Here is a 21,854-nt window from a genome sequence, read left to right on the forward strand (position 1 = left end):
ACTCGTTCGTTCTGCTGCACGTGAGCACCCAGGATCTGGCCAGCTTCTCGCCCGTCGATGTCGAACAGGCGGAGGCGGCTCTCGTCGAGCACTATCCCCGGCTCGTCCGCATCGCCTATCTGGTGCTGCCGCCCGCCCTCGGCCGCAGCCGCCGTGTGCTGACCGCGCACTCCCTCGTGCAGCGCTCGCTGCCCCGCAAGCCCGCCTCCGGCAGGCCCGGCGATCCCGGTGCCGGCCACAGCACCGGCGCCGGCACCGGGATCGCTCCGGGCGGCGGCGGCTCCGGTGACGGCGGCGGGGCGGCGATGCCGGGCCAGCGGCGGACCGGGGACGCGACCGACACGGGCTACGCCCATGTGCGCCTCCAGGTGCTGCGCCAGGCCCTCGCGGCCGGTCTGCCGCTGAAGCGCTGGGCGTGGCCCAAGCGGGCCCAGCTGCCGCCGCTGCTCCCCCAGGTGTGGGGGCTGCGGTTGTTCCCGCACTCGGGCGGCGCCGACGAACTCGCCCTGGACCAGCGGCTGAACGCCATGTCCGGACCCGGCCGGGCGGCCTGTGTGCTGCGCGGGCTGGAGCGGCAGGGCGACGCGGAGGCCCACCGGGTGCTGGCCGCCGCCGGGGTGGCCGAGCCGGCGGCGGCGCTGGCCGAGGCCGACGGGCTGGAGGCGTCGTACGGCCTGCTGGAGTCGCCCGAGTTCGACCCGTGCTCGCTCCGGGCGCGGCCGACGGACCTGGTGCGCCGCCGCCAGCACACCAGGGCCGCGCTGGCGGCGCTCGCCGCCGCGGTGGTGTGCGGGGCGCTGCTGGTCACGCCGGGGGACGGCTGGGGCCCGGACGGGGCGGCCGCCCCCGAGTACGCCCGCAATCCGGTGTCCGAGGCGGCGCTGGACCCGGGCCGCCTGCGGCGCGTCGCGCCGGCCGCCTGGCAGCGGTCGGTCCGTACGGACTTCTCGGTGTGGCCCGCCCGGGGCGAACTCACCGGTGACCGCGCGCTGCTGGGCCGGGCGCTGGCCGTCTGGGCCCGCCCCGGGGAGTCGGTCCAGGTGTCGGCGACCCCCGGCACGCCGCCCGGCCCGCCGATGGGCCCGCCGCAACTGCTGTTCGCCGGGGAGGTCGACGCGGGCCGAGTGGTGCTGTTCCACGACGGGCTGCGGGCGGTGCGGTACGCGGAGCCCAAGGACGGCACCCAGGTCGCGGCGCTGGACTTCGCGCGCACCGACGGTGCCGACAGCGCCGCGGCCGGCGCCCTGGTGGTGGGCCGCTCGCACGCCAACGTCCGTTACCTGACGGCGCCGTGGGTCCGCGAGGTGGCGGTGCGCGACCTGCTCCGCCCCGCCGACCCGGTCCGCGCCCTGACCCGGGACGCGCGCGGGGTGACCGTCCCCACGCCCAGCCCGGCGGCGCCGAGCCAGTGCCGCTCCTGGGACGCCCTGGAGGTGCGCGAGGGCGCCTCGACCCGGCTGCTGACCGACCTCGGTGAGCTCACCCCGGCCCGGCTGACGTCCGGCCCGCCGTCCGCCCCGGCCGATGTGACCGACGAGGCGGCCCGGGCGGAGTGGGCGCGGACCGCCTGCCTGCTGTCGCAGGTGCGTGCGCGCGGTGTGCGGTCGGTGAACTCATGGCGGTTCGCCGAGCAGGAGCTGCCCGGGGCGGGCGGCACGGCGGCCTGGCTGTGCACCCGCGCCGAGACCTGGCGCGGTACCGGCAGCATGGCGCTGGCGCAGTTCCAGGCGCCCCAGGGCCGGCGGTCCGCCGCGGCGGCGGGCGCGCCGGTGACGGCGGGTTCGGTCGTGGGGACGGCGGAGGACTCCCCGGTGTGCGCCGAGCGGGACCCGCGTGTCCTGGCGGGTGTGCTGTGGCAGTCGCCGGGCGGCCGGTGGTACATGCTGGCCGCCGGCAGCCGTCAGGTCGCCTCGGTCACCGCGTCGGGCGGGGTGACCGGCGGCGGCGAGGGACGGCTGCTCGCGCTCGGGCTGGAGCGGAAGCCCACCGAGCGGGTGGAACTGTCCGGCCGGCTGGACGACGGCACCACGGTCCACGCGCTGCGGTGACCGGCCGCGCGGTGGCGGTGCGCGGCCGGGCCGGGTGTCCGGTCAGGACCAGGGCTCCTCGTCCCAGGCGAGGCAGACGTCGTGGAGGCTGGTCTCCGCGGTCTGCCCGCCGACGGTCAGGCGCACCGTCCCGCCGTAGGGACCGTCGGCGGCCCCGGCTCCCCGGTCGTGGCAGTCCTCGACGACGTCGGCCGGGCCGTGACAGGCGTGGTTGCTCCCCGTGGCGAGGGTCTTCTCGTTGCAGGGGGCGGCGCCGAAGTCGCTGTCGACGGCACCGCTCATCGTGACGGGCCCGCCGGGGAAGTTGCCGGCCACCGGCACGAGTTGGGCCCTGCCCAGGCTGCTGACGACGAGGCGGCCCTGGAACCTCACTCCGCTCGCCGCGGGATGGGGCACCGACTTGCCACGGCTGGAGAACGGACCGACGACCGCCTGCCGTTCGGCGCGGCGACCGCCGTACCCGAACCGAGGATCACCCCGCCGAGCGCAGCGGCCCCGGCCGCCACCCCCCTGAGTATCCGGTGCACGGACATTCCCCTCCCCTGGTCATGTGGTCGATCAGCATGACCTCAGGTGATGTCGTGGAAGGGCTCATCGGATTCCGTCACGGCAGCAGCAGCCAGTCCGCGGCCAGCGCCGCGAGCAGGCCGGTGCCGAGCAGCCAGGTGCCGAGCCGGGTGCGGCCGTGCCGGCTGAGTTCGATGACGACACCGCAGAGGATCATGGCCAGGCCGTAGACTCCGACCACCAGGACGGAGGTGCGGCTGGCCAGGCGGAGCACCAGGACGACCGCCATCGCCACCAGCAGGACGGACGCGGCGGCGACGCGCAGCCGGCGCGCCTGGCGGGGGCTGAGCCCGGAGCGGGGCGCGTCGGCGCCCTGGTCCCAGCCGCCCGGGCCGGGGTCCGGCGCGGTGCCCTCGTCCGTGTTCCCGTCCCTGCTCTCGTCCGTGTCCCGGTCGCTGTCCTGGTCGGAAGTGCTCATGGTCCCCGGAGCGTAACGGACGCCGCGTCGCACGCTGTTCGAGGGCGGTCGTTAGGCTGGGCGCATGACGACCGGAATGCGCCGCAGGATGGGTGTCGAGGAGCGCAGACGGCAGCTGATCGAGGTCGCCCTGGACCTGTTCGGACGCCGCTCCCCCGAGGAGGTGTCGATCGACGAGATCGCCGCCGCCGCCGGTATCTCCCGGCCGCTCGTCTACCACTACTTCCCCGGAAAGCAGAGCCTGTACGAGGCGGCGCTGCGGCTGGCGGCCGACGAGCTGGCGGGACGGTTCCTGGAACCGCGCGAGGGGCCGCTGGGGGCCCGGCTGCTGCGGGTCATGGGGCGGTACTTCGACTTCGTGGAGGAACACGGGCCGGGGTTCGCGGCACTGATGCGGGGCGGCCCCGCGGTCGGCTCCGCGACCGCGACCGCGACCGCGACGATCGACGAGGTGCGCCGGGCGGCCCGCGACCAGATCCTGGCGCACCTCGGGGTGACCGACCCGCCCGCCCGGCTGGAGCTGGTGGTGCGGTCGTGGGTCTCGCTCGCCGAGTCGACCGCGCTGATCTGGCTGGACGGGCGCCGGGTCCCGCGCCGGGAGCTGGAGTTGCAACTGGTGCACGACTTCGTGGCGCTGGCGGCGGTGAGCGCGGCGTACGACCACGAGACGGCGGAACTGCTGGCGCGCGTCCTGGCGGACGAGCCGGCCGACGGGCCGTTCGCCGACCTGATCGGCCGGCTGGGCACACTGCTGCCCTCGGTGCCCGACCGGGCCGTGCGGTAGCGGCGTGCGGGGAAGGGGGCGGCGGCCCGTGTCCGGGCCGCCGCCCCCTGTCCGTGCCCGCCGGCCGGGGCCGCCGGCTCAGCGCCGGGTGAAGACCGCCACCGTACGGGCCGGGACGGTGAAGGTCGCCGTGGCCGGGTCGTACGTCGACGCCTTGACCGTGGGGTCGGCTCCCTGGGCCTGGACCGGGTGCAGGGCGTGGTCCCGTCCGGCGAGGGCGGGGACCTTCTGGGCCTGCCGGTCGGGGGTGGCGTTGAAGACCACGACCAGGTCGCCCAGCCGCATGGTGACCACTCCGGGGGTCTCGTCCGGGCCGGAGAGCGGGAAGGACAGCGCGGACTGGACCTCGCCGGCCGTGGACAGGCTGAAGGCCTTCTCCGTCGTACGGAGCTTCAGCAGGTCCCGGTAGGCGGCGGAGGCTCCGGTGATCTGCGGGCAGCCGACCGTCAGGGACGGGGAGGACAGCAGCGGCTTCCCGAAGGACCACTTGTCCTTGTTGTCGGCCGCCGGCGGCAGGCCGCGCCCGAAGCCGTTGCCGGCCCGGCAGTCCCAGTTGAGGACGTTGAACCAGTCGCCGCTGTCGTACGAGTTGCGGTCCAGCGACTTGGAGCGGAGCAGGTCGCTGCCCGCCTGGGAGAGCGCCGGGCCCTGGGAGAGGGCGGCGGTCGCCATGGCGAGGACCTGCATCCTGGCCCGGTCGTCGGGGGACGTGGCCGCCGGGAGCTTGAAGGCGAGCGCGTCGTACAGGGTCTCGTTGTCGTGGGCGTCCGCGTAGGCGAGGGCGTCGCCGGGGGCGGCGGCGTAGCCGGCGGGGGCGCCGTTGTAGTCGACCTGGGAGCCCTTGACCTCGCGGCCCGAGGTGTCGGTGAAGGTGTAGGAGGCGAGGTTGCCGGACAGGCCGACCTTGATCAGGTCCTGGTAGTGCAGGAGGCGGGCCTTCTGCTCGGCCGGGGTGCCGTTGGCCTCGGACGTGTTGGGGTCGGTGAACAGACCGGAGGCGAAGCCCTGGACGCCGGGGTCGGCGTCGAACGGTCCGCCGCCGCGTACGGCGTCGCGGGCGCGGTCGGAGAAGGTCGCGATGCCGGTGCCGGCCATGTTCTTCTGGGTGGCCTGGACGAAGCGGGCGTCGTCGGCGATCTCGCCGAAGTTCCAGCCCTCGCCGTACAGGATGATCTTCTTGCCGTCAACGCCGTCCTTGGCGACCGTGAGCGCGTCGAGGGCCTTCCTGACCTCCAGCATGTTGGCCTTGGGGTGGTGGCCCATGAGGTCGAAGCGGAAGCCGTCGACCTTGTACTCCTTCGCCCAGGTGACGACCGAGTCGACGACGAGCTTGCCCATCATCGTGTTCTCGGGCGCGGTGTTGGCGCAGCAGGTGGAGGTGGCGACGGTGCCGTCGGGCAGCAGGCGCTGGTAGTAGCCGGGCACGATCCTGTCGAGGACGGACTTGTCCGACTGGCCGCTCGCCACGGTGTGGTTGTAGACCACGTCCATCACGGTGCGCAGCCCGGCCCCGTTGAGGCCCTGGACCATCCGCCGGAACTCGACCGTGCGGCGGGTGCCGTCCGGGTCGGAGGCGTAGGAGCCCTCGGGGACGGTGTAGTGCAGCGGGTCGTAGCCCCAGTTGAACGCGTCCTTGGCGGCGGCCTTGGACACGCACGCCTGCTGTTCGTCCGAGTCGGGGGCGTACGCCTCCAGGTCGCAGTCGGGCGTGGCCTGGCCGGACTTCTTCTCGGGGATGGTGCCGATGTCGAAGACGGGCAGCAGGTGCACGTACGAGGTGCCGCTGCCGGCCAGCTTCCTCAGGTGCTTCATGCCGTCCGACGTGGTGTCGGTGAAGGCGAGGTAGCCGCCCGGGTGCTTCGACGTACGGTCCGCGATGGAGAAGTCGCGGACGTGCAGCTCCTGGATCTGCGCGTCCCGCAGCGGGATGGCGGCCGGTTTCCTGAGCGTCGTCCAGCCCTTCGGGGCGAGCTTCGGGTCGGCGAGGTCAGTGACCAGGCTGCGGGCGGAGTCGGCGGTCAGGGCGGTGGAGTAGGGGTCGGTGACCTTGTTGGTCACGACCTTCCGGACGGTGGGCGCCCAGACCTTCACCTCGTACCGGTAGGGCTTGCCCTGCCAGCTCCTGTTGCCGGTGACGGACCAGACGCCGGTGGCCGCGTCCCGTTTCATCGCCACACGCCGGCCGTCGAGTTCGAGGGCCACGCCCTGGGCGGTGGGTGCCCAGAGGGACAGGGTGGGCGTGCCGTCGCGGAAGACGGGGCCGAGCGCCTCGGCTTGCGCCTTCCTGGCGTACAGGTCGTCCAGGACGCCCGGGATCTGGACGCCGGTGGCGGCGAGCAGGGCGCCGCTGGCGGCCCGCCGGGTGGCGATCAGCTGGCCGCGCAGGGCGTCCCGCACCCGGTCGCGGTCGCGCGGGTCGAGGGTGAAGGCCGGGTAGTCCTTGAGGTGCGGGTGCTTCGCCTGCTGCGCGTCGGTGAGAGCGGCGGGATTCAGGCGCAGCCAGCGGCCCTCGCCGGACAGGGCGCCGTTCGTGGCGGTGATCCCGCCGTCCCGGTCGTACACGAGCTGGGTGCTGGTGCCGGGCGCGGCCTCGACCTTCCAGACGACGGTGCCGGCGTCGATCCACTGGGCCTCGGCCTTGGTGAGGTCGAGCGCGGGCGCCGCGCCGGTGGTGGGCAGCAGGTAGCCGCTGTCCCCGGTGAGGAGCCAGACCTCCTTGCCATGGGTGCCGAAGTCGAGGGACCGGTCGGCGGGGATGTCCTTCTCGTCGCCCTTGTGGACGATGTAGGAGAGGGACGTGGCCCCGGTGGCGAGCGGTACTTCGAAGGTGAGGCCGAAGGCGTCCTTCTTCACCGGCTGGAGCGGCTTGGACCAGTCGGTGGGGGTGGCGGCGCCGGCCCAGGTGTGCAGGCCCCAGCCGTCGTAGTCGCCGTCGGGGCGGTGGTAGTGGATGACGGCCTTGCCCTGGTCCTGCGGCGGGTAGGCGCCGCCGGGGGCCTTGTCGGCCTGCCCGTCGGAGCCCTGCTTGATCCACAGCTCGCCGGTGGCCGAGAGGTCGAGGGTGCGCCGCGGGCCGTCGGCGGTGCCGTTCTTCTCGACGGTGTACGGGACGGACATGGCGCCGTCCTCGACCTTGACCCAGGCGAAGGCGCCGTACGTGTCACGGCCGGTGAAGGCGGCGGTGGTGGTGCCCGTCCGCAGCTGCCACCCGTCGTAGTCGCCGTCGGGCCGCTGGTAGTGGACGACGGCGTAGTCGCGGTCGACGGCGCTGGGCCTGCCGGGCTTGGGCGCCTGACCCGCCGTGGTGGTGGCGAGGGCGCTTGCGGTGCGGCCGGTGCTGTCGACGACGACGGCCTTGTAGCGCAGGGCCGTGCCCTCGGGGGCGGTGACGGTGTGGGTGACCTTGTAGGGGGCGTGGTCGGCCGAGCCGAGGGTCTGCCACCTGCCGCTGCCGGTCTGGGCGGTGAAGACGACCCGGTTCAGTGAGCCGCCGTGGACGTCCGCCGCGATCTCGACGGTACCGGTGGCTCCGGCGGCCGGGGCCCTGAGGTCGATGGTGGGCGCGGTGGCGGGGGCCGGTACGGACCTGCCCGCCTTGAGGACGACGGAGGAGAGGGCGGGGACGGTGAGCTTCAGCTTGCCGCCGGCGCTGCTCGTGACGGTGCCCGTGCCGCCGTACAGGTACCGGAAGGCCGTGTCCGGGGAGTCGGTGGCGAACTCCACGGTCTTCGGGGCGGTGGCGTTGTTGACGGCGACGACGTACTCGGTGCGCTTCTTCGTGTCCGTACGGGAGAAGGCGTACACGCCCTGCCCGGTGTCGGCGTGCCGCTCGGTCTGGACGCCGTCGCGGAGGGCCGGGTGGTTCCTGGTCAGCCGGGACAGGGCGGCGATGGAGCGGTAGAGGGGGTGGCCGGTGTCGTACGCGTCGGTGGCGTGCGTGCGGTCGGTGCCGAGCTGGTCGTCGTCGAGGTAGTCGGGGGTCTTCGACGCGAACAGGGTCTGGCGGGCGTCCTTGTCGCCGCCGGCGCCGGTGAAGCCCTGCTCGTCGCCGTAGTAGACGACCGGGTTGCCGCGGGTGAGGAACATCAGCTCGTTGGCGAGCCGGTAGCGGTTCAGGAGTTCCCGGTCGCCGGCCCCGGCGTTGTCCTGCTTCAGGAAGGCGCCGAAGCGGCCCATGTCGTGGTTGCCGAGGAAGGGCACCGACTCGTAGGCGTTGGCCTTGTCGGTGGTGTAGCGGTAGTCCTGGGCGAACAGCTCGGACAGCCTGGTGGCGGGGCCGCCCTGGGAGGCGTACCGGCGGGCGGCGTCCTGGAAGGGGAAGTCGAGGGTGGCGTCGAGCCGGCCCCGCGTGACGTACGGGGCGGTGACGGCCGGGTCTGCGGAGTACACCTCGCCGAACATGAAGAAGTCGTCACGGCCGCGCTTGGCGGCGTACGCGTCCAGGGCGGTGGCCCACTGGGTCCAGAACTCGGTGTTGACGTGCTTGACGGTGTCGACGCGGAAGCCGTCGATGTCGAAGTCGCGCACCCAGCGCTGGTAGATCTTCGCCATGCCCTCGACGACCTCGGGGCGCTCGGTCCACAGGTCGTCCAGACCGGCGAAGTCGCCCTGGGTGGAGGACTCCCCGGCGAAGGTCGAGTCGCCCCGGTTGTGGTACATCGTCGGGTCGTTGAGCCAGGCGGGGACCTTGAGGTCCTTCTTGGCGTCGGGGACGACCGGAGTGCGCGGGAAGGAGTCGCGGTCCGTCTCCGGGAACGGCTCGGTGCCGTCGGCGTGGTCGGCGTCGTCGAACGGGACGCCGTCCTCGGTGAGGTACGGGAAGGCGCCCTTGGAGAGGTAGCCGTAGGACTTCTCCCGGTAGTCGACGACGTCGGCGGTGTGGTTGGTGATGACGTCGAAGAAGACCTTCATGCCCTTGGCGTGGGCCTTGTCGATGAGCCTCTCCAGGTCGGCGTTGGTGCCGAAGTGCGGGTCGACCTGGGTGAAGTCGGTGATCCAGTAGCCGTGGTAGCCGGCTGAGGCGTCCTTTCCCTCGCCCTGGACGGGTTGGTTCTTAAAGAGGGGCGCCAGCCAGATGGCGGTGGTGCCCAGGCCCTTGATGTAGTCGAGCTTCTCGGTGAGCCCCTTGAGGTCGCCGCCCTGGTAGAAGCCCTTGTCGGCGGGGTCGTGGCCGGTGGTGAGGCGGGAGCCGGTCAGTCCGCCGCGGTCGTTGCGCGGGTCGCCGTTGGCGAACCGGTCCGGCAGCGCGAAGTAGAACTGCTCGCGGGTCAGGTCGTGGCGGGCGGGTTCGGCGGCCAGCCGGGCGTCGGACGGTGGCGCGGGCGGCCGGGGCGCGGCCACCGCCGGGAGGGCGGGGACGAGCGCGGCGGCCGTGGCCGCCGCGAGGGCGGCCGCGGCGGGGCGCGCCAGGGGGCGGAGGCGTCTCAAGGTGGGATCTCCTCGAAGCGGGTGGCGTGGGCGGGTGACCGGTGCCGCCCCGCGCGGGCGCGGGGCGGCCGGGCGGGTGGCGTCAGGGGCGCCAGGTGTCGTTCAGGGTGACCTTCCCGGAGGCCGGGACGGTGGCGGTGCGGTTGGCGCCGCTCTCCCAGGTCACGTTTCCGGCGGCGTCCTTGCGCAGGTACTTGTACGCGAAGGTGGTCCCGGCGGGCAGGTTCACGTCCAGCTTCCAGACCGGGTAGCCGGCCGGGTCCAGCCGGGGGGCGCCGGCCGGGTTCCAGTCGCCCAGGGCGGCCCGGTCACCGGTGACGTGGATGTTCTCGCCGGGCACGGTGGTGGCGTGCACGGCGAAGGAGGCGCCGCCGGAGACGGGGGTGGTCGTGGTGCCGCAGCCCTTGGCGCCGGTGTGCAGGGCGAGCGCGGTGCCCGCGGCGAGGGTGGCGGTGAACTGGCCGGTGCCGCCCACGGTCACCGGCCGGCCGCTCTGCACGTCGCAGTAGGTGCCGGCGGGCAGCGAGCTCTGGAAGGTCCGGGTCAGCGCCGCGGCCTCGTGGTTGATGGCGACGTACGCCTTGTCGCCGCGGCCGAAGGCGATCTGGTCGCCGCCGTTGTCCCACCAGTTCGTGACGCCCTGACCGCGCGCCACGTTCCGGAGTGCGACCATCGAGGCGATCTCGCGCCACGCGTGCTGGCACTTCCAGCCGTCGCTGTAGCAGGCGCCGACGTTGCCGCCGGCGGGCGGGCCGGCGTCCTTGTCGGACCACTCGTAGCCGGAGTGGACGTCCGGTGAGCCGTAGGGCCAGGCCAGCATGAAGACGTTGGCCAGCGTGTAGGCGGAGCCGTTCTTGTAGCTGAGGGTGTCCCCGACGCGCTCGGTGTCGTGGTTGTCGACGAAGACGGCGGACCTGCCGGACTCCATGTGTCCCCAGCCCTCACCGAAGTTCCTCAGGTGGGCGAGGTTCTCGGCGAGGAAGACCCGCTTGAGGTCGCGGGCGTAGCGGAACTCCTGGACGTCGCCGTTGCCGAGGTACTCGCTGGGCGAGACGGCCTCGCCGGCGCCGTGGATCGCCTCCTGCTTCCAGTACACGCCCGGGTCGGTGAGCCTGGCCTTGATGGCGGCCAGGTCGGCGGCCGGCATGTGCTTGGCGGCGTCGACGCGGAAGCCGTCGACACCCAGTGACAGCAGGTCGTTCAGGTACCCGGCGATCCTGCCGCGGACGTACTCCTCACCGGTGTCCAGGTCGGCGAGGCCCACGAGCTCGCAGTTCTGGACGTTCCCGCGGTCCTGGTAGCTGGTGATCTGCGCGGTGCAGTCGTTCATGTCGGGGGCCGAGTACAGGCCGGGGTAGCCGTACTTGGTGTACGACGAGCCGCCGGTGCCGGTGCCCGATCCGGCCGCCATGTGGTTGATGACGGCGTCGGCCACGACCTTGACGCCGGCGCCGTGGCAGGTGTTCACCATGTCGCGGAAGGCGGTCCGGTCGCCGAGGCGTCCGGCTATCCGGTAGCTGACGGGCTGGTACGAGGTCCACCACTGGCTGCCCTGGATGTGCTCCTGGGGCGGTGAGACCTGGACGTAGCCGTAGCCCGCCGGGCCGAGGGTCTCGGTACAGGCCCTGGCCACCGAGGCGAAGTTCCACTCGAACAGTACGGCGGTGACGTCCTTGGTGCCGGGGGGCGCGGCCTGCGCCGGTGCGGGGGGTGCCGTGACGGCCACAGCCGCTCCCGCCACGAGGGCGAGGGCGGCGGCCACGGTCTTGCTGGCCATGGTTCCTCCTGGGGACAGGGAGGTGCGGTTGCGACGGTGCAGCCTCGTACGGCAACGCGCCATGCCAGCAAGGCCGATGGGGGATGAAGAATCTTGCTGCAAGAAAGCAGCAATGTTTTTCGGTCGTGACCGTACGAGGCGGTCGTCACGCGGTCAACCCCTGCGACACAGTCCGGTTACTCCCCGGAAACCCAACGGGTTTCCTCGCTGCAAGCTCTTTCGCAAGCCATTGCAGCGGTGTTACGTTCAACCAGGACCCCGGTCCGGCCGGCCGAGGGCCCCGGCGGTTTCCGCCCGGGGCTCCACGCGCCCGGCCGGTCGGGCCGGTCACCAGCCGGGAGGCCCGGGGCCCGTCAGGACCCCGCCGCCCGACCGGGCACGCCCCGGGCCCCCGCACCCCTACCTCGGCTGCGCCGTGGAACCCCGTACCACCAGCTCCGGCTGGAAGACGAACTCCGTGCGCTGCACCGGGTTGCCGTCGATCTCCTCCAGCAGCGCGTCCACCGCGGCCGTCGCCATCGCCCGCACGGGCTGGCGCACGGTGGTCAGCGGCGGGTCGGTGAACGCGATGAGCGGCGAGTCGTCGAAGCCGACCACCGACACGTCCCGTGGCACGTCGAGCCCGCGCCCCCGCACCGCGCGGACCGCGCCGAGCGCCATCAGGTCGCTGCCGCAGACGATCCCCGTGCAGCCCTGGTCGAGCAGCTCGCCGGCCGCCGCCTGCCCGCCCTCCACCCCGAACAGGGTGGGGCGCACCAGCGATTCCGCCTCCCGCCGGTCCAGCTTCAGCAGGCCGCACAGCGCCGCCGTGAACCCCTCGGCCTTGCGCCGCGAGGGCACGTACCTGGTGGGCCCGATGGCCAGCCCGATGCGCTCGTGGCCCAGCTCGACCAGGTGGCGCACCGCCATCCGGGCCGCCGAGCGGTCGTCGGGCGAGACGAAATGGGCGTCCACGCGCTCGTTGAAGCCGTTGATGAGGACGAACGGCACGCCCCGGGCGGCCAGTCCGACGTAGCGCGACGGGTCGGCGGTGGTGTCGGCGTGCAGCCCGGAGAGGAAGACGATGCCGGTGACGCCGCGCTCCTCCAGCTGCTCGACCAGTTCGTCCTCGGTGGCGCCGCCCGGCATCTGGGTGCACAGCACGGGCGTGTAGCCGTGCCCGGCCAGCACCTGCTCGATGACCTGCGCGAAGGCGGGGAAGATGGGGTTGGTCAGCTCGGGGATGACCAGGCCCACCAGGCCGGCGCTGCGCTGCCTGAGCCGTACCGGGCGTTCGTAGCCCAGCACGTCCAGGGCGGCCAGCACCCGGTGCCTGGTGCTCCCGGCGACGCCCGCCCTGCCGTTGAGGACCCGGCTCACCGTGGCCTCGCTGACCCCGGCCTGCGCCGCGATGTCCGCGAGCCGCGGGGCGCCCCCTCCTGCGTCGCCCCGCGGCTCGGGAACTGTCACACCGCCCACCAGGCGGTGGTGTCGGCGGGTACCTCGGCCAGGCCGTCCTGACACACCGGTACCTCGTCGTTGGCCAGCAACAGCCGTCCGGGGGCCGGTATCCGCACGGCGCGGCCGGTGGTGTTGGCCGTGCAGACGAATGTCCCGTCCGGGGTGCGGCGCCGGAAGGCCAGCACGCCGTCGGGGGCGTCCAGCCACTCCACCGCGTCGCCCGCGCCCAAGCCCGGCTGCTCCCGGCGCACCGCCAGCGCGCTGCGGTACAGCTCCAGCGTGGAGTTCGGGTCGCCCGTCTGGGCCTCGACGCTCAGCCGCCCCCAGGTCGCGGGCTGCGGGAGCCAGCTGCCGCCGCTGCCGAAGCCGTACGAGGAGCCCCCGACGGTCCAGGGGATGGGCACCCGGCAGCCGTCCCGGAAGCCGTCCTGGCCGGTGGCCCGGAAGAACGACGGGTCCTGACGCACCTCGTCGGGCAGGTCCGTGACGTCCGGCAGGCCCAGCTCCTCGCCCTGGTAGAGGTAGGCGGAGCCGGGCAGTGCCAGCATCAGCAGGGTGGCCGCGCGGGCGCGGCGCAGGCCCAGCTCGCGGTCGCCGGGCTCGCGCAGCTGGGTGCCCAGGCCGGGCGGGTTGGCGAACCGGGTGGCGTGCCGGGTCACGTCGTGGTTGGAGAGCACCCAGGTGGTGGGGGCGCCGACCGGGCGCATCGCGGCGAGCGAGGCGTCGATGACCCGGCGCAGCTCGGCGGCGTCCCAGTGGGTGCCCAGGTACTGGAAGTTGAACGCCTGGTGCATCTCGTCGGGGCGCACGTAGTGGGCGGTGCGCTCGACGGTCGGGGTCCATGCCTCGGCGACGAGGATCCGCTCGCTGGGGGCGCCCCCGACCGAAGGTGAGGGGGAGTACTCGGCCAGGACCTGGCGCCAGCTGCGGTAGATCTCGTGCACGCCGTCCTGGTCGAAGAACGGCATCTCGTCGTTGCCGAGCAGCTTGAGCTGGTCGTGCGCGCCGATGTCGGGCAGCCCGTCGGCCTTGACCAGGCCGTGGGCGACGTCGACGCGGAAGCCGTCGACGCCCATGTCGAGCCAGAAGCGCAGGATGGAGCGGAACTCGTCGCGTACGGCGGGGTGCTCCCAGTTGAAGTCGGGCTGCTCGGGGGCGAAGAGGTGCAGGTACCACTCGCCGTCCTCGACCCGGGTCCAGGCGGGCCCGCCGAAGATGGACTCCCAGTCGTTGGGCGGCAGTTCGCCGTCGGCGCCCCTGCCGGCGCGGAAGTGGTAGCGCTCGCGCAGCGGGGAACCGGGGCCCTCGCGCAGCGCCCGCTGGAACCACTCGTGCTGGTCGGACGAGTGGTTGGGCACCAGGTCGACGATGACGCGCAGGCCCAGGGCGTGTGCCTCGCGGATCAGCGCGTCGGCGTCGAGCAGGGTGCCGAACATCGGGTCGATGGCCCGGTAGTCGGCGACGTCGTACCCGGCGTCGGCCTGCGGGGAGGCGTAGAAGGGGCTGAGCCAGACGGCGTCGACCCCGAGGTCCTTGAGGTAGGGCAGCCGGCCGCGGATGCCTTCCAGATCGCCCATGCCGTCGCCGTTGCCGTCGGCGAAGCTGCGCGGATAGACCTGGTAGATCACCGCGTCTCTCCACCAGCCCGTGTGCGTGCCGGTGGTCGGGGCGGCGGGGGCAGCGAGGTGCTGGGTCATGTCTTCCCTGTGGGTAAGGAGTGGGAGGAGCGGCGCCGGTCCGGGAACAGGCCGGACCGGCGCCGCGGACCGGGAGGTACGGATCCGGTGGGCGGGTCCGCCGGGTTACGACTTGGTGGCGCCGGCGGTCAGCCCGGAGACCAGGTGGCGCTGGACGAGGCCGAAGACGACGGCGGCGGGTGCCGCGATCAGCACGGCGGCGGCCGTCAGCGAGCCCCAGTCGCTGGTGTACTGGTTGACGAAGGTCTGCAGACCGCCGGGGAGGGTCAGGTTCTCCTCGCCGGTCATGAACGCGGAGGCGTAGGCGACCTCGGCCCAGCCGGTGATGAAGGTGTAGAAGGCGGTGACGGCGAGGCCCGGCTTGGCGAGCGGCATGATCAGCCGCCAGAAGGTGCCGAAGGGAGAGAGGCCGTCGACCCGCCCCGCCTCGTCGATCTCGGCCGGGATGCCGTCGAAGTAGCCCTTCATCATCCAGGCGCAGAACGGCACGGCGATGGTGAGGTAGGTGACGACCAGGCCGACCGGCTGGTTGAGCAGGCCGAGGCCGGCCAGCAGGTTGTACAGCGGCACGATCAGCACCGCGACCGGGAACATCTGGGTGATGAGCAGCAGCCACATCAGCGGGCGCAGCCCGGGGAAGCGGAAGCGGCTGACGGCGTAGCCGGTGGTGGCGGAGATGAAGACGCCGATGACGGTGGTCAGCCCCACGACGACCAGCGAGTTGCCGAGCCAGGACAGGAAGTTGGTGTCCGACAGGACGTAGCCGTAGTTGCCCAGGGTGAAGTTCTTGACGAGCGAGGTGTCGAAGGCGTCCGCCTTCGGCTTGAACGAGGTGATCACCAGCCAGAGCGGCGGGAAGACCGCGACGACGGTGGCGATCAGCAGCGCCAGGTGCAGCCCCGCGGACGCCAGCGGGGAGCGCTCGCCGCGCGCCCGGACCCTGCGCGTGGACGTGGTCGTCTCGGTCACCACATGTCTCCCTGCTTCTTGAGCGCGCGGCGGTAGACCACCGCGAAGAGCGACAGGAGCAGCAGGATGACCACGCCCCAGGCCGCCGATCCCGCGAAGTCGCGCGGGCTGTTGACGAAGGACAGCCGGTAGGCGTACGTCACCAGGATCTCGGTGGCGTCGCCGGGCCCGCCCCGGGTGAGCAGGAAGATCACCGGGAACATGTTGAAGGTCCAGATGGAGCTGAGCAGGATCACCGTGCTGGAGACGGGGCGCAGCCCGGGCAGGGTGATGTGGCGGAAGCGCTGCCAGGCGCTCGCGCCGTCCATCTCGGCGGCCTCGTACAGCTCGCCGGGGATGGACTGCAGCCCGCCGAGCATGGCGACGAGCATGAAGGGCACGCCGAGCCAGACGTTGACGGCGATGACCGAGACCTTGGCCCAGGTGGGGTCGTTCAGCCAGGAGACGCCGTCGATCCCGCCGCCGGCCAGCAACTGGTTGAACAGGCCGTTGCGCTCGTTGAACAGCAGGCGCCAGGTGAAGACGGAGACGAAGGCCGGGACCGCCCACGGCAGGATCAGGGCCATCCGGTAGAAGGTCCGGCCCTTGATCTTGCGGTTGAGCATGTTGGCCAGGACCAGGCCCAGGGTGAAGGAGAGGGCGACACAGGTGACGGTCCACACCAGGGTCCAGCCGAGCCGGTCCCAGAAGACCCCGTCGGTGAGGACGGCCCGGTAGTTGTCGAGGCCGACGAACTCGTACGTCGCGGGGATGTGGTTGACGCCGATGGTGCGTTCGACGTTGGCCTCGTTGGCGTCGGTCAGCGACAGGTACACGCCGCGCAGCAGCGGGTAGCCGATGATCACGCCGATCACGGTCACCACCGGAGCGATCATGCTCCAGGCGTACCAGTGGGTGGACAGCGCCCGGCGCAGCCCGCCCGGGCCGCTGCCCGGGGTCTTGTCAGTGCGGCGGCCGCGGCCGCGGGCGCTGGGCGCGCCCGCGGCCTTCGCCACCGACTGGCTGGTCTCGACAGCCATGGGTCGGTCAGCCCTTCTCACTGCTTACTTGTAGTCCTTGAGGAGCTTGCGGTAGGCGTCGCCGGTCTCCTGGGCCGCCTTGTCCGGCGTGGTCTTGCCGGACAGGACGTTGGCCATCTGGAGGCGGACCGGCTCGAAGAGGGCGTTGCCCTGCGGGATCCACGGGCGCTCGACGGCCTTGTCCACGGCGGGCTTGAAGAACTGCACCATCTCGTTCTTCGCGACGGACGGCTTGACGTACACCGACAGGCGGGTGGGCAGCAGGCTGAGCTTCTCGGTGGTCTGCTGCTGGACGGAGGCCGAGCTCATGTAGCGGGCGAACTCGTAGGAGGCGTCGAGGTTCTGCGAGCCGGCGTAGACGGAGAGGTTCCAGCCGCCCTGCGGGGATCCCTGGCCGCCGCTGCCGGCCGGGACCGGGGCGATCCCGAGGTTGGACCTGTCCTTGAACTCGGCGCCCGAGCGCGCGTCCTCGATGGCCCACGGGCCGTTGAGCATCATCGCGACCTTGCCCGACTTGAAGGCGTTCTGCATGTTGTTCCAGCCGTCGGAGGCGTCGGTGATCGCCGCCTTCGAGTCGACCAGGTCCTTGATCGTCTTGTACGCCTTGACGCCGGAGGCGTCGTCGATGGTGACCCGCTTGGCCTTGGCGTCGACCAGGTCGCCGCCCTCGCCGTAGAGGAAGGACAGGAACCAGTAGGGGTCGTCGCCGCGCAGGTACAGGCCGGTCCTGCCGGGCGTCTTGGCGCTGATCTTCGCCGAGACGGCCTTCAACTCCTCGATGTTCTTCGGGACCTGGACCCCGGCCTCCTTGAGCATCTTCTTGTTGTAGAAGAGCGCCATCGTGTCGATGACCTGGGGCACGGCGTAGGTCTTGTCGTTGAACTTGGTACTGGCGGCGGCCTGCGGCAGCCAGTCCACCTGGTTCTCGACCGCGCGGGTGCCGTCCAGCGGTGCCAGGTAGCCGAGGCTGGCGAAGTCGGCGACCCAGGCGACCTCGGTGCGCATCACGTCGGGGGCCCCGGAGTTGCCGCCCGCGGCGTTCTTGAACTTGGCGTTGGCCTCGCCGAAGGGCACGTTGACGTACTTGACCTTCACCTTGGGGTGCAGCTTGGTGAAGCCCTCGGCCAGGGCCCGGTAGGTCGCCTTCTCCGCCTCGTTCGAGGTGTCCCAGAAGGTGACGGTGCCGGAGAGCTCGCCCGAGCCCTTCTTGGCGCCCTCGGTGCCGCCGTCGCCGCCGCACGCCGCCATTGTCATGGCCAGGCCCGCGACCAGCGCGGTGGCCGCTATGCCACGCCGCATGTGAACTCCTTCAACTGATCCCGGGAAGACGAAGGCGGATCACCGATCACCTGCCTCCTGCAGACCGCTCCCTCGCGGCGCGCCGGGTTGGCAGGAACGTAACAGGGATGAAAACGCGCCGAAAGAGCTTGCGGGAAATTTCTGCAAGGCCGACCGATCGTTACATCCGCGTGTCCCGACGGTTGCCGACGCATCGCTTGACAGCGGCGGGCGAGTGGGCTTGCACGGGCCGCACGGCTCTGCAAGCCTCGCTGAAAGGACTTGCAGCAGCCTTGCGGGGACCGTTCCATTTCCCGCTCCGGCCTCGTTGGCTGTACGCAGCCCGCAGTCCGGCCGACCCGAGAGGGACACCGCACATGGCCCATGAGCTCACCTCCCCCGTCCAGACGCCGGAAGAGCCGCGCCACGCGGACCGGGCCGGTGACCGCCCGGGCTGGTGGCGTGACGCCGTCATCTACCAGGTCTACGTCCGCTCCTTCGCCGACAGCGACGGCGACGGCGTCGGGGACCTGCGCGGGGCCCGCGAACGGCTGCCGCACATCGCCCGGCTCGGCGCCGACGCGGTGTGGCTCACCCCCTTCTACGCGTCCCCCCAGGCGGACGGCGGTTACGACGTCGCCGACTACCGCGCCGTCGACCCGGTCTTCGGCGACCTCGCCGACGCCGACGACCTGGTGCGCACCGCCCACGACCTGGGCCTGCGGGTCATCGTCGACATCGTCCCCAACCACACCTCCGACCGGCACCCCTGGTTCCGGGCCGCCCTGGCGGGCGACCCCGTCTGCCGCGGCCGCTACCTCTTCCGCCCCGGCAAGGGCCCGGACGGTGCCCTGCCGCCCAACGACTGGGAGTCCGTCTTCGGCGGCCCGGCCTGGACCCGGGTGGCCGACGGGCAGTGGTACCTGCACCTCTTCGCGCCCGAGCAGCCGGACCTGAACTGGGACGACCCGGAGGTCGCCGCCGAGTTCGAGTCGGTCCTGCGGTTCTGGCTGGACCTGGGCGTCGACGGCTTCCGCGTCGACGTGGCGCACGGCATGGTCAAGGCCCCCGGGCTGCCCGACATCGGCCGGCGCGAGCAGGTCCGGCTGATCGGCTCGCAGCAGCTCCCCTTCTTCGACCAGGACGGCGTGCACGAGATCCACCGCGCGTGGCGGCGGCTGCTGGACACCTACTCCCCCGCGCCTTCGGCCGGGGGGATTCCCGGCGAGCGCATCGGGGTCGCCGAGGCGTGGGCGCCGTCGGCCGAGCGGCTCGCCCTGTACGTGCGCCCCGACGAGCTGCACCAGGCGTTCAACTTCCAGTTCCTGAACTGCCCGTGGGACCCCGACTGCCTGCGCCGGGTGGTCGACGACTCGCTGCGCGCCACCACGTCGGTGGGCGCGCCCACCACCTGGGTGCTCTCCAACCACGACGTGGTCCGGCACACCACCCGGTACGGGCAGGGCGCGGACGGGCTGCGGCGGGCCAGGGCGGCGGCCCTGCTGATGCTGGCGCTGCCCGGCTCGGCCTACGTCTACCAGGGTGAGGAGCTCGGGCTGCCCGAGGTCACCGAACTGCCCGACGAGGCGCGCCAGGACCCGGCCTTCGCGCGCGGCGACGGCCAGGACGGGCTGCGCGACGGCTGCCGGGTGCCGATCCCGTGGTCGGGCGACGTCCCGCCGTACGGCTTCGGTCCCGGCGGCAGCTGGCTGCCGCAGCCGCCGGTGTGGAAGGACCTGTCGGTCCAGGCGCAGACCGGTGACCCGGACTCGACGCTGGAGCTGTACCGCACCGCGCTGGCGCTGCGCCGCGAGCACCCGGCGCTCGGCGCCGGCGACGCGGTGGACTGGCTGCCCGCCCCGGCGGGCGTGCTGGCCTTCCGGCGCCGCGCGAAGGGTTCGGCCACCGGACCCGGGCGGGGCGACCTGATCTGCACCCTGAACATGACCGGCCGGCCGGTGCGGTTCCCGGCCCCGGGCAGCCCGCTGCTGAGCAGCACCCCGCCGACCCGCCCGCCCCGGCCGGAGAGCCCCGCCGGACAGCCCACCGGGCCCGCCGCCACCACCGGACCCGCCGTCCCGGGCGCCTCCGCCGCCCGCGCCGTCCCCGCCGACGGTCCGGGCGAGGGGCCGCCGGCGGATTCCGGTGACGGGGTACGGCGGCGGCTGCCCGGGCCCGCCCGGGAGTTGGCCGCCGGTGAGGCGCACGGCGACACCGGCGGAACGGTGGTGCTCGCCGCCGATTCCTGCGTCTGGTGGGCAAGCTGACGTGCGGCCGGTACAGTCGCATCCCATGACCGCGCGGCTTGCCGACATCGCAGCCCAGGCGGGGGTCAGCGAAGCCACAGTCAGCCGCGTGCTCAACGGCAAGCCCGGTGTGGCCGCGGCCACCCGCCAGTCCGTGCTGGCCGCGCTCGACGTCCTGGGATACGAACGGCCCGTGCGGCTGCGCCACCGCAGCGCCGGTCTCGTCGGGCTCATAACACCCGAGCTGGACAACCCGATCTTCCCCGCGCTGGCCCAGGTCATCGGCCAGGCGCTGACCCGCCAGGGCTACACCCCCGTCCTCGCCACCCAGACACCGGGCGGTTCCACCGAGGACGAGCTGACCGAGATGCTGGTGGACCGGGGCGTCTCCGGGATCATCTTCGTCTCCGGTCTGCACGCCGACACCACCGCCGACACCCAGCGCTACGACCAGCTGCGCGGCAAGGGCGTCCCGTACGTCCTGATCAACGGCTTCTCCCCCAAGGTGCGGGCCCCGTTCGTCTCGCCCGACGACCGGGCCGCGATGCAGCTGGCCGTCACCCACCTCGCCTCGCTGGGGCACGTCCGCGTCGGGCTGGCCGTCGGGCCCAAACGGTTCGTGCCGGTCCTGCGGAAGATCGAGGGCTTCCAGCGCGGGATGGAGGAACGGCTCGGGCTGTCCGAGCGGGAGTCCGCGGAGCTGATCCAGCACTCCCTGTACACACTGGAGGGCGGGCAGGCCGCCGCGTCGGCCCTGATCGACCGGGGCTGCACCGCCGTCGTGTGCGCCAGCGACATGATGGCCCTCGGTGCCATCCGGGCCGCCCGCCAGCGGGGGCTGCACGTGCCCCGGGACGTCTCGGTCGTCGGTTTCGACGACTCCCCGCTCATAGCCTTCACGGACCCGCCGCTGACCACCATCCGCCAGCCCGTCCAGGCGATGGGGCAGGCGGCGGTCCGGGCACTGCTGGAGGAGATCGGTGGCACGCCCGCCCCGCACACCGAGTTCGTCTTCATGCCGGAGCTGGTGGTCCGCGGTTCGACCGCCTCCGGCCCCCAGGGGCAGCGGCCCTCCGAGAAGCGCAGCGATGGCGCGGAGGGCCGGACGGGCGGATGATCGACCGGGTAGACACATCTGGCAGACTCTCGGCCCATGGGTGACACGACTGTGAGGACACTGGAGGGCCGTACGGCCCCTGCACCATCACCCATCGACGGACATCCGGCCCCGGCCCGCCCGGCGGAGACCAGGACCGGGTGGCAGCGTGTGCGTGCCCCGCGCCGCCCCCGCATCCGGTTCGAGATCCTGCTGATCGCGATCAGCTACTGGACGTACTCGCTGATCCGCAACGCGGTACCGGAGCAGAAGACCCAGGCCCTGCGCAACGCCGACTGGATCTGGCGCACCGAGCAGGCGATGGGGATCGCCGTCGAGAAGTCGGTCAACCACGCCGTGGAGTCGGTGACATGGCTGATCGTCTCGATGAACTACTACTACGCCACGCTGCACTTCGTCGTGACGATCGGTGTGCTGGTGTGGCTGTACCGGTGGCACCCGGGGCGGTACGCCGCCACCCGGCTGGTGCTCTTCGCCACCACCGGTGTGGCACTGCTCGGTTACTACCTGTATCCGCTGGCGCCGCCGCGGCTGATGACCAGCGAGAACTTCATCGACACCGTGCTGGTGCACAGGACCTGGGGCTCGATGGCCTCGGGCGACCTGAAGCACATGTCGAACCAGTACGCCGCGATGCCGTCGATGCACATCGGCTGGTCGCTGTGGTGCGGGCTGACCGTCTTCGCGCTCGCCAGAGCGCCCTGGGCGAAGATCCTGGGGGCGCTCTACCCGACACTCACCCTGGTCGTCATCGTGGCCACGGCCAACCACTTCTGGCTGGACGCGGTCGGCGGGATGATCTGCCTGGCCTTCGGCTACGCGCTGGCGTACCTCTGGTACGGCGGCCTGCCGCACCGGCTGCCCCGCCAGGTGGCGGCGGCGGGCACGGCACCGGTCCGCCCGCTCCCGCCGGAGCCGGAGCCCCGGCCGGAGCCCGAGCCGGTCGCGCCACCGGCCGCCCGCCTGCCCTCCGAAGCGGCCGTCGGCTCCCAGGTCCCGTAACACCGCTCCGGGCCGCCCTGCCGCCGTCGTACGGGCGCCCGGCGCCGGCTGGGCTTCCGGCCCCC

14 protein-coding genes are annotated in these 21,854 nt (G+C 72.6%); 5 read left to right on the forward strand and 9 right to left on the reverse strand.

Annotation, left to right across the window (positions count from 1 at the left end; genetic code table 11):
* Positions 1-11 precede the first annotated feature (11 nt).
* Positions 12-2,048: a hypothetical protein gene (locus AB0H53_RS18485; RefSeq protein WP_362114079.1), complete on the forward strand. Its 2,037-nt coding sequence runs from the start codon at positions 12-14 to the stop codon at positions 2,046-2,048.
* Between the two features lie 42 nt (positions 2,049-2,090).
* Here the strand turns inward: AB0H53_RS18485 and AB0H53_RS18490 are convergent, their stop codons facing one another.
* Entirely contained in the window at positions 2,091-2,420 is a 330-nt protein-coding gene (locus tag AB0H53_RS18490; RefSeq protein ID WP_362113894.1) for a hypothetical protein, read from the reverse strand.
* A 232-nt stretch (positions 2,421-2,652) separates the two neighbouring features.
* On the reverse strand, positions 2,653-3,033 hold the full coding sequence (locus AB0H53_RS18495) for a hypothetical protein (protein ID WP_362113897.1): 381 nt from the start codon (positions 3,031-3,033) through the stop codon (positions 2,653-2,655).
* A gap of 64 nt (positions 3,034-3,097) precedes the next feature.
* Between AB0H53_RS18495 and AB0H53_RS18500 the strand changes: the two genes are divergently transcribed.
* A complete protein-coding gene (locus AB0H53_RS18500; RefSeq protein ID WP_362113900.1) occupies positions 3,098-3,817 on the forward strand; it encodes a TetR/AcrR family transcriptional regulator in 720 nt (239 codons plus the stop codon).
* A gap of 78 nt (positions 3,818-3,895) precedes the next feature.
* Here the strand turns inward: AB0H53_RS18500 and pulA are convergent, their stop codons facing one another.
* From pulA to AB0H53_RS18535, 7 genes are all read right to left on the reverse strand, one after another.
* On the reverse strand, positions 3,896-9,244 hold the full coding sequence (gene pulA, locus AB0H53_RS18505) for a pullulanase-type alpha-1,6-glucosidase (protein ID WP_362113903.1): 5,349 nt from the start codon (positions 9,242-9,244) through the stop codon (positions 3,896-3,898).
* Positions 9,245-9,326: 82 nt separating this feature from the next.
* Entirely contained in the window at positions 9,327-11,021 is a 1,695-nt protein-coding gene (locus AB0H53_RS18510; protein WP_362113905.1) for a carbohydrate-binding module family 20 domain-containing protein, read from the reverse strand.
* A gap of 399 nt (positions 11,022-11,420) precedes the next feature.
* The gene (locus AB0H53_RS18515; protein WP_362113908.1) at positions 11,421-12,479 is read right to left on the reverse strand and encodes a LacI family DNA-binding transcriptional regulator; all 1,059 of its coding nucleotides are present in this window, start codon (positions 12,477-12,479) and stop codon (positions 11,421-11,423) included.
* Complete coding sequence (locus tag AB0H53_RS18520) at positions 12,467-14,158, reverse strand: glycoside hydrolase family 13 protein (RefSeq protein WP_362113911.1); 1,692 nt, start codon at positions 14,156-14,158, stop codon at positions 12,467-12,469. The genes AB0H53_RS18515 and AB0H53_RS18520 overlap by 13 nt, the downstream gene beginning before the upstream one ends.
* 105 nt (positions 14,159-14,263) lie before the next feature.
* Positions 14,264-15,127: a carbohydrate ABC transporter permease gene (locus AB0H53_RS18525; RefSeq protein WP_362113914.1), complete on the reverse strand. Its 864-nt coding sequence runs from the start codon at positions 15,125-15,127 to the stop codon at positions 14,264-14,266.
* Complete coding sequence (locus AB0H53_RS18530; protein ID WP_362113917.1) at positions 15,124-16,146, reverse strand: sugar ABC transporter permease; 1,023 nt, start codon at positions 16,144-16,146, stop codon at positions 15,124-15,126. Before AB0H53_RS18530 ends, AB0H53_RS18525 begins: the two co-directional genes overlap by 4 nt.
* A gap of 24 nt (positions 16,147-16,170) precedes the next feature.
* Positions 16,171-17,445 (reverse strand): extracellular solute-binding protein, encoded by a 1,275-nt coding sequence (locus AB0H53_RS18535; RefSeq protein WP_362113920.1) that lies wholly within the window; start codon positions 17,443-17,445, stop codon positions 16,171-16,173.
* 356 nt (positions 17,446-17,801) lie between these two features.
* Here AB0H53_RS18535 and AB0H53_RS18540 point away from each other — a divergent pair, with 356 nt between their 5' ends.
* Genes AB0H53_RS18540 through AB0H53_RS18550 form a run of 3 tightly spaced genes read left to right on the forward strand, consistent with a single transcriptional unit; the run spans position 17,802 to position 21,789 of the window.
* Complete coding sequence (locus tag AB0H53_RS18540) at positions 17,802-19,691, forward strand: glycoside hydrolase family 13 protein (protein ID WP_362113923.1); 1,890 nt, start codon at positions 17,802-17,804, stop codon at positions 19,689-19,691.
* A 25-nt stretch (positions 19,692-19,716) separates the two neighbouring features.
* A complete protein-coding gene (locus AB0H53_RS18545; protein ID WP_362113926.1) occupies positions 19,717-20,787 on the forward strand; it encodes a LacI family DNA-binding transcriptional regulator in 1,071 nt (356 codons plus the stop codon).
* A 36-nt stretch (positions 20,788-20,823) separates the two neighbouring features.
* Positions 20,824-21,789: a phosphatase PAP2 family protein gene (locus AB0H53_RS18550; protein WP_362113929.1), complete on the forward strand. Its 966-nt coding sequence runs from the start codon at positions 20,824-20,826 to the stop codon at positions 21,787-21,789.
* The last annotated feature ends 65 nt before the right edge of the window (positions 21,790-21,854 follow it).

This window comes from Streptomyces sp. NPDC050856 (genome assembly GCF_040653855.1).
Taxonomy (GTDB): domain Bacteria; phylum Actinomycetota; class Actinomycetes; order Streptomycetales; family Streptomycetaceae; genus Streptomyces.

Coding starts and splice junctions, on each gene's coding strand:
- AB0H53_RS18530 (WP_362113917.1), bottom strand. CDS start 16,146: ATGGCTGTCGAGACCAGCCAGTCGGTGGCGAAGGCCGCGGGCGCGCCC.
- AB0H53_RS18535 (WP_362113920.1), bottom strand. CDS start 17,445: ATGCGGCGTGGCATAGCGGCCACCGCGCTGGTCGCGGGCCTGGCCATG.
- AB0H53_RS18520 (WP_362113911.1), bottom strand. CDS start 14,158: ATGACCCAGCACCTCGCTGCCCCCGCCGCCCCGACCACCGGCACGCAC.
- AB0H53_RS18545 (WP_362113926.1), top strand. CDS start 19,717: ATGACCGCGCGGCTTGCCGACATCGCAGCCCAGGCGGGGGTCAGCGAA.
- AB0H53_RS18550 (WP_362113929.1), top strand. CDS start 20,824: ATGGGTGACACGACTGTGAGGACACTGGAGGGCCGTACGGCCCCTGCA.
- AB0H53_RS18540 (WP_362113923.1), top strand. CDS start 17,802: ATGGCCCATGAGCTCACCTCCCCCGTCCAGACGCCGGAAGAGCCGCGC.
- AB0H53_RS18495 (WP_362113897.1), bottom strand. CDS start 3,033: ATGAGCACTTCCGACCAGGACAGCGACCGGGACACGGACGAGAGCAGG.
- AB0H53_RS18500 (WP_362113900.1), top strand. CDS start 3,098: ATGACGACCGGAATGCGCCGCAGGATGGGTGTCGAGGAGCGCAGACGG.
- AB0H53_RS18510 (WP_362113905.1), bottom strand. CDS start 11,021: ATGGCCAGCAAGACCGTGGCCGCCGCCCTCGCCCTCGTGGCGGGAGCG.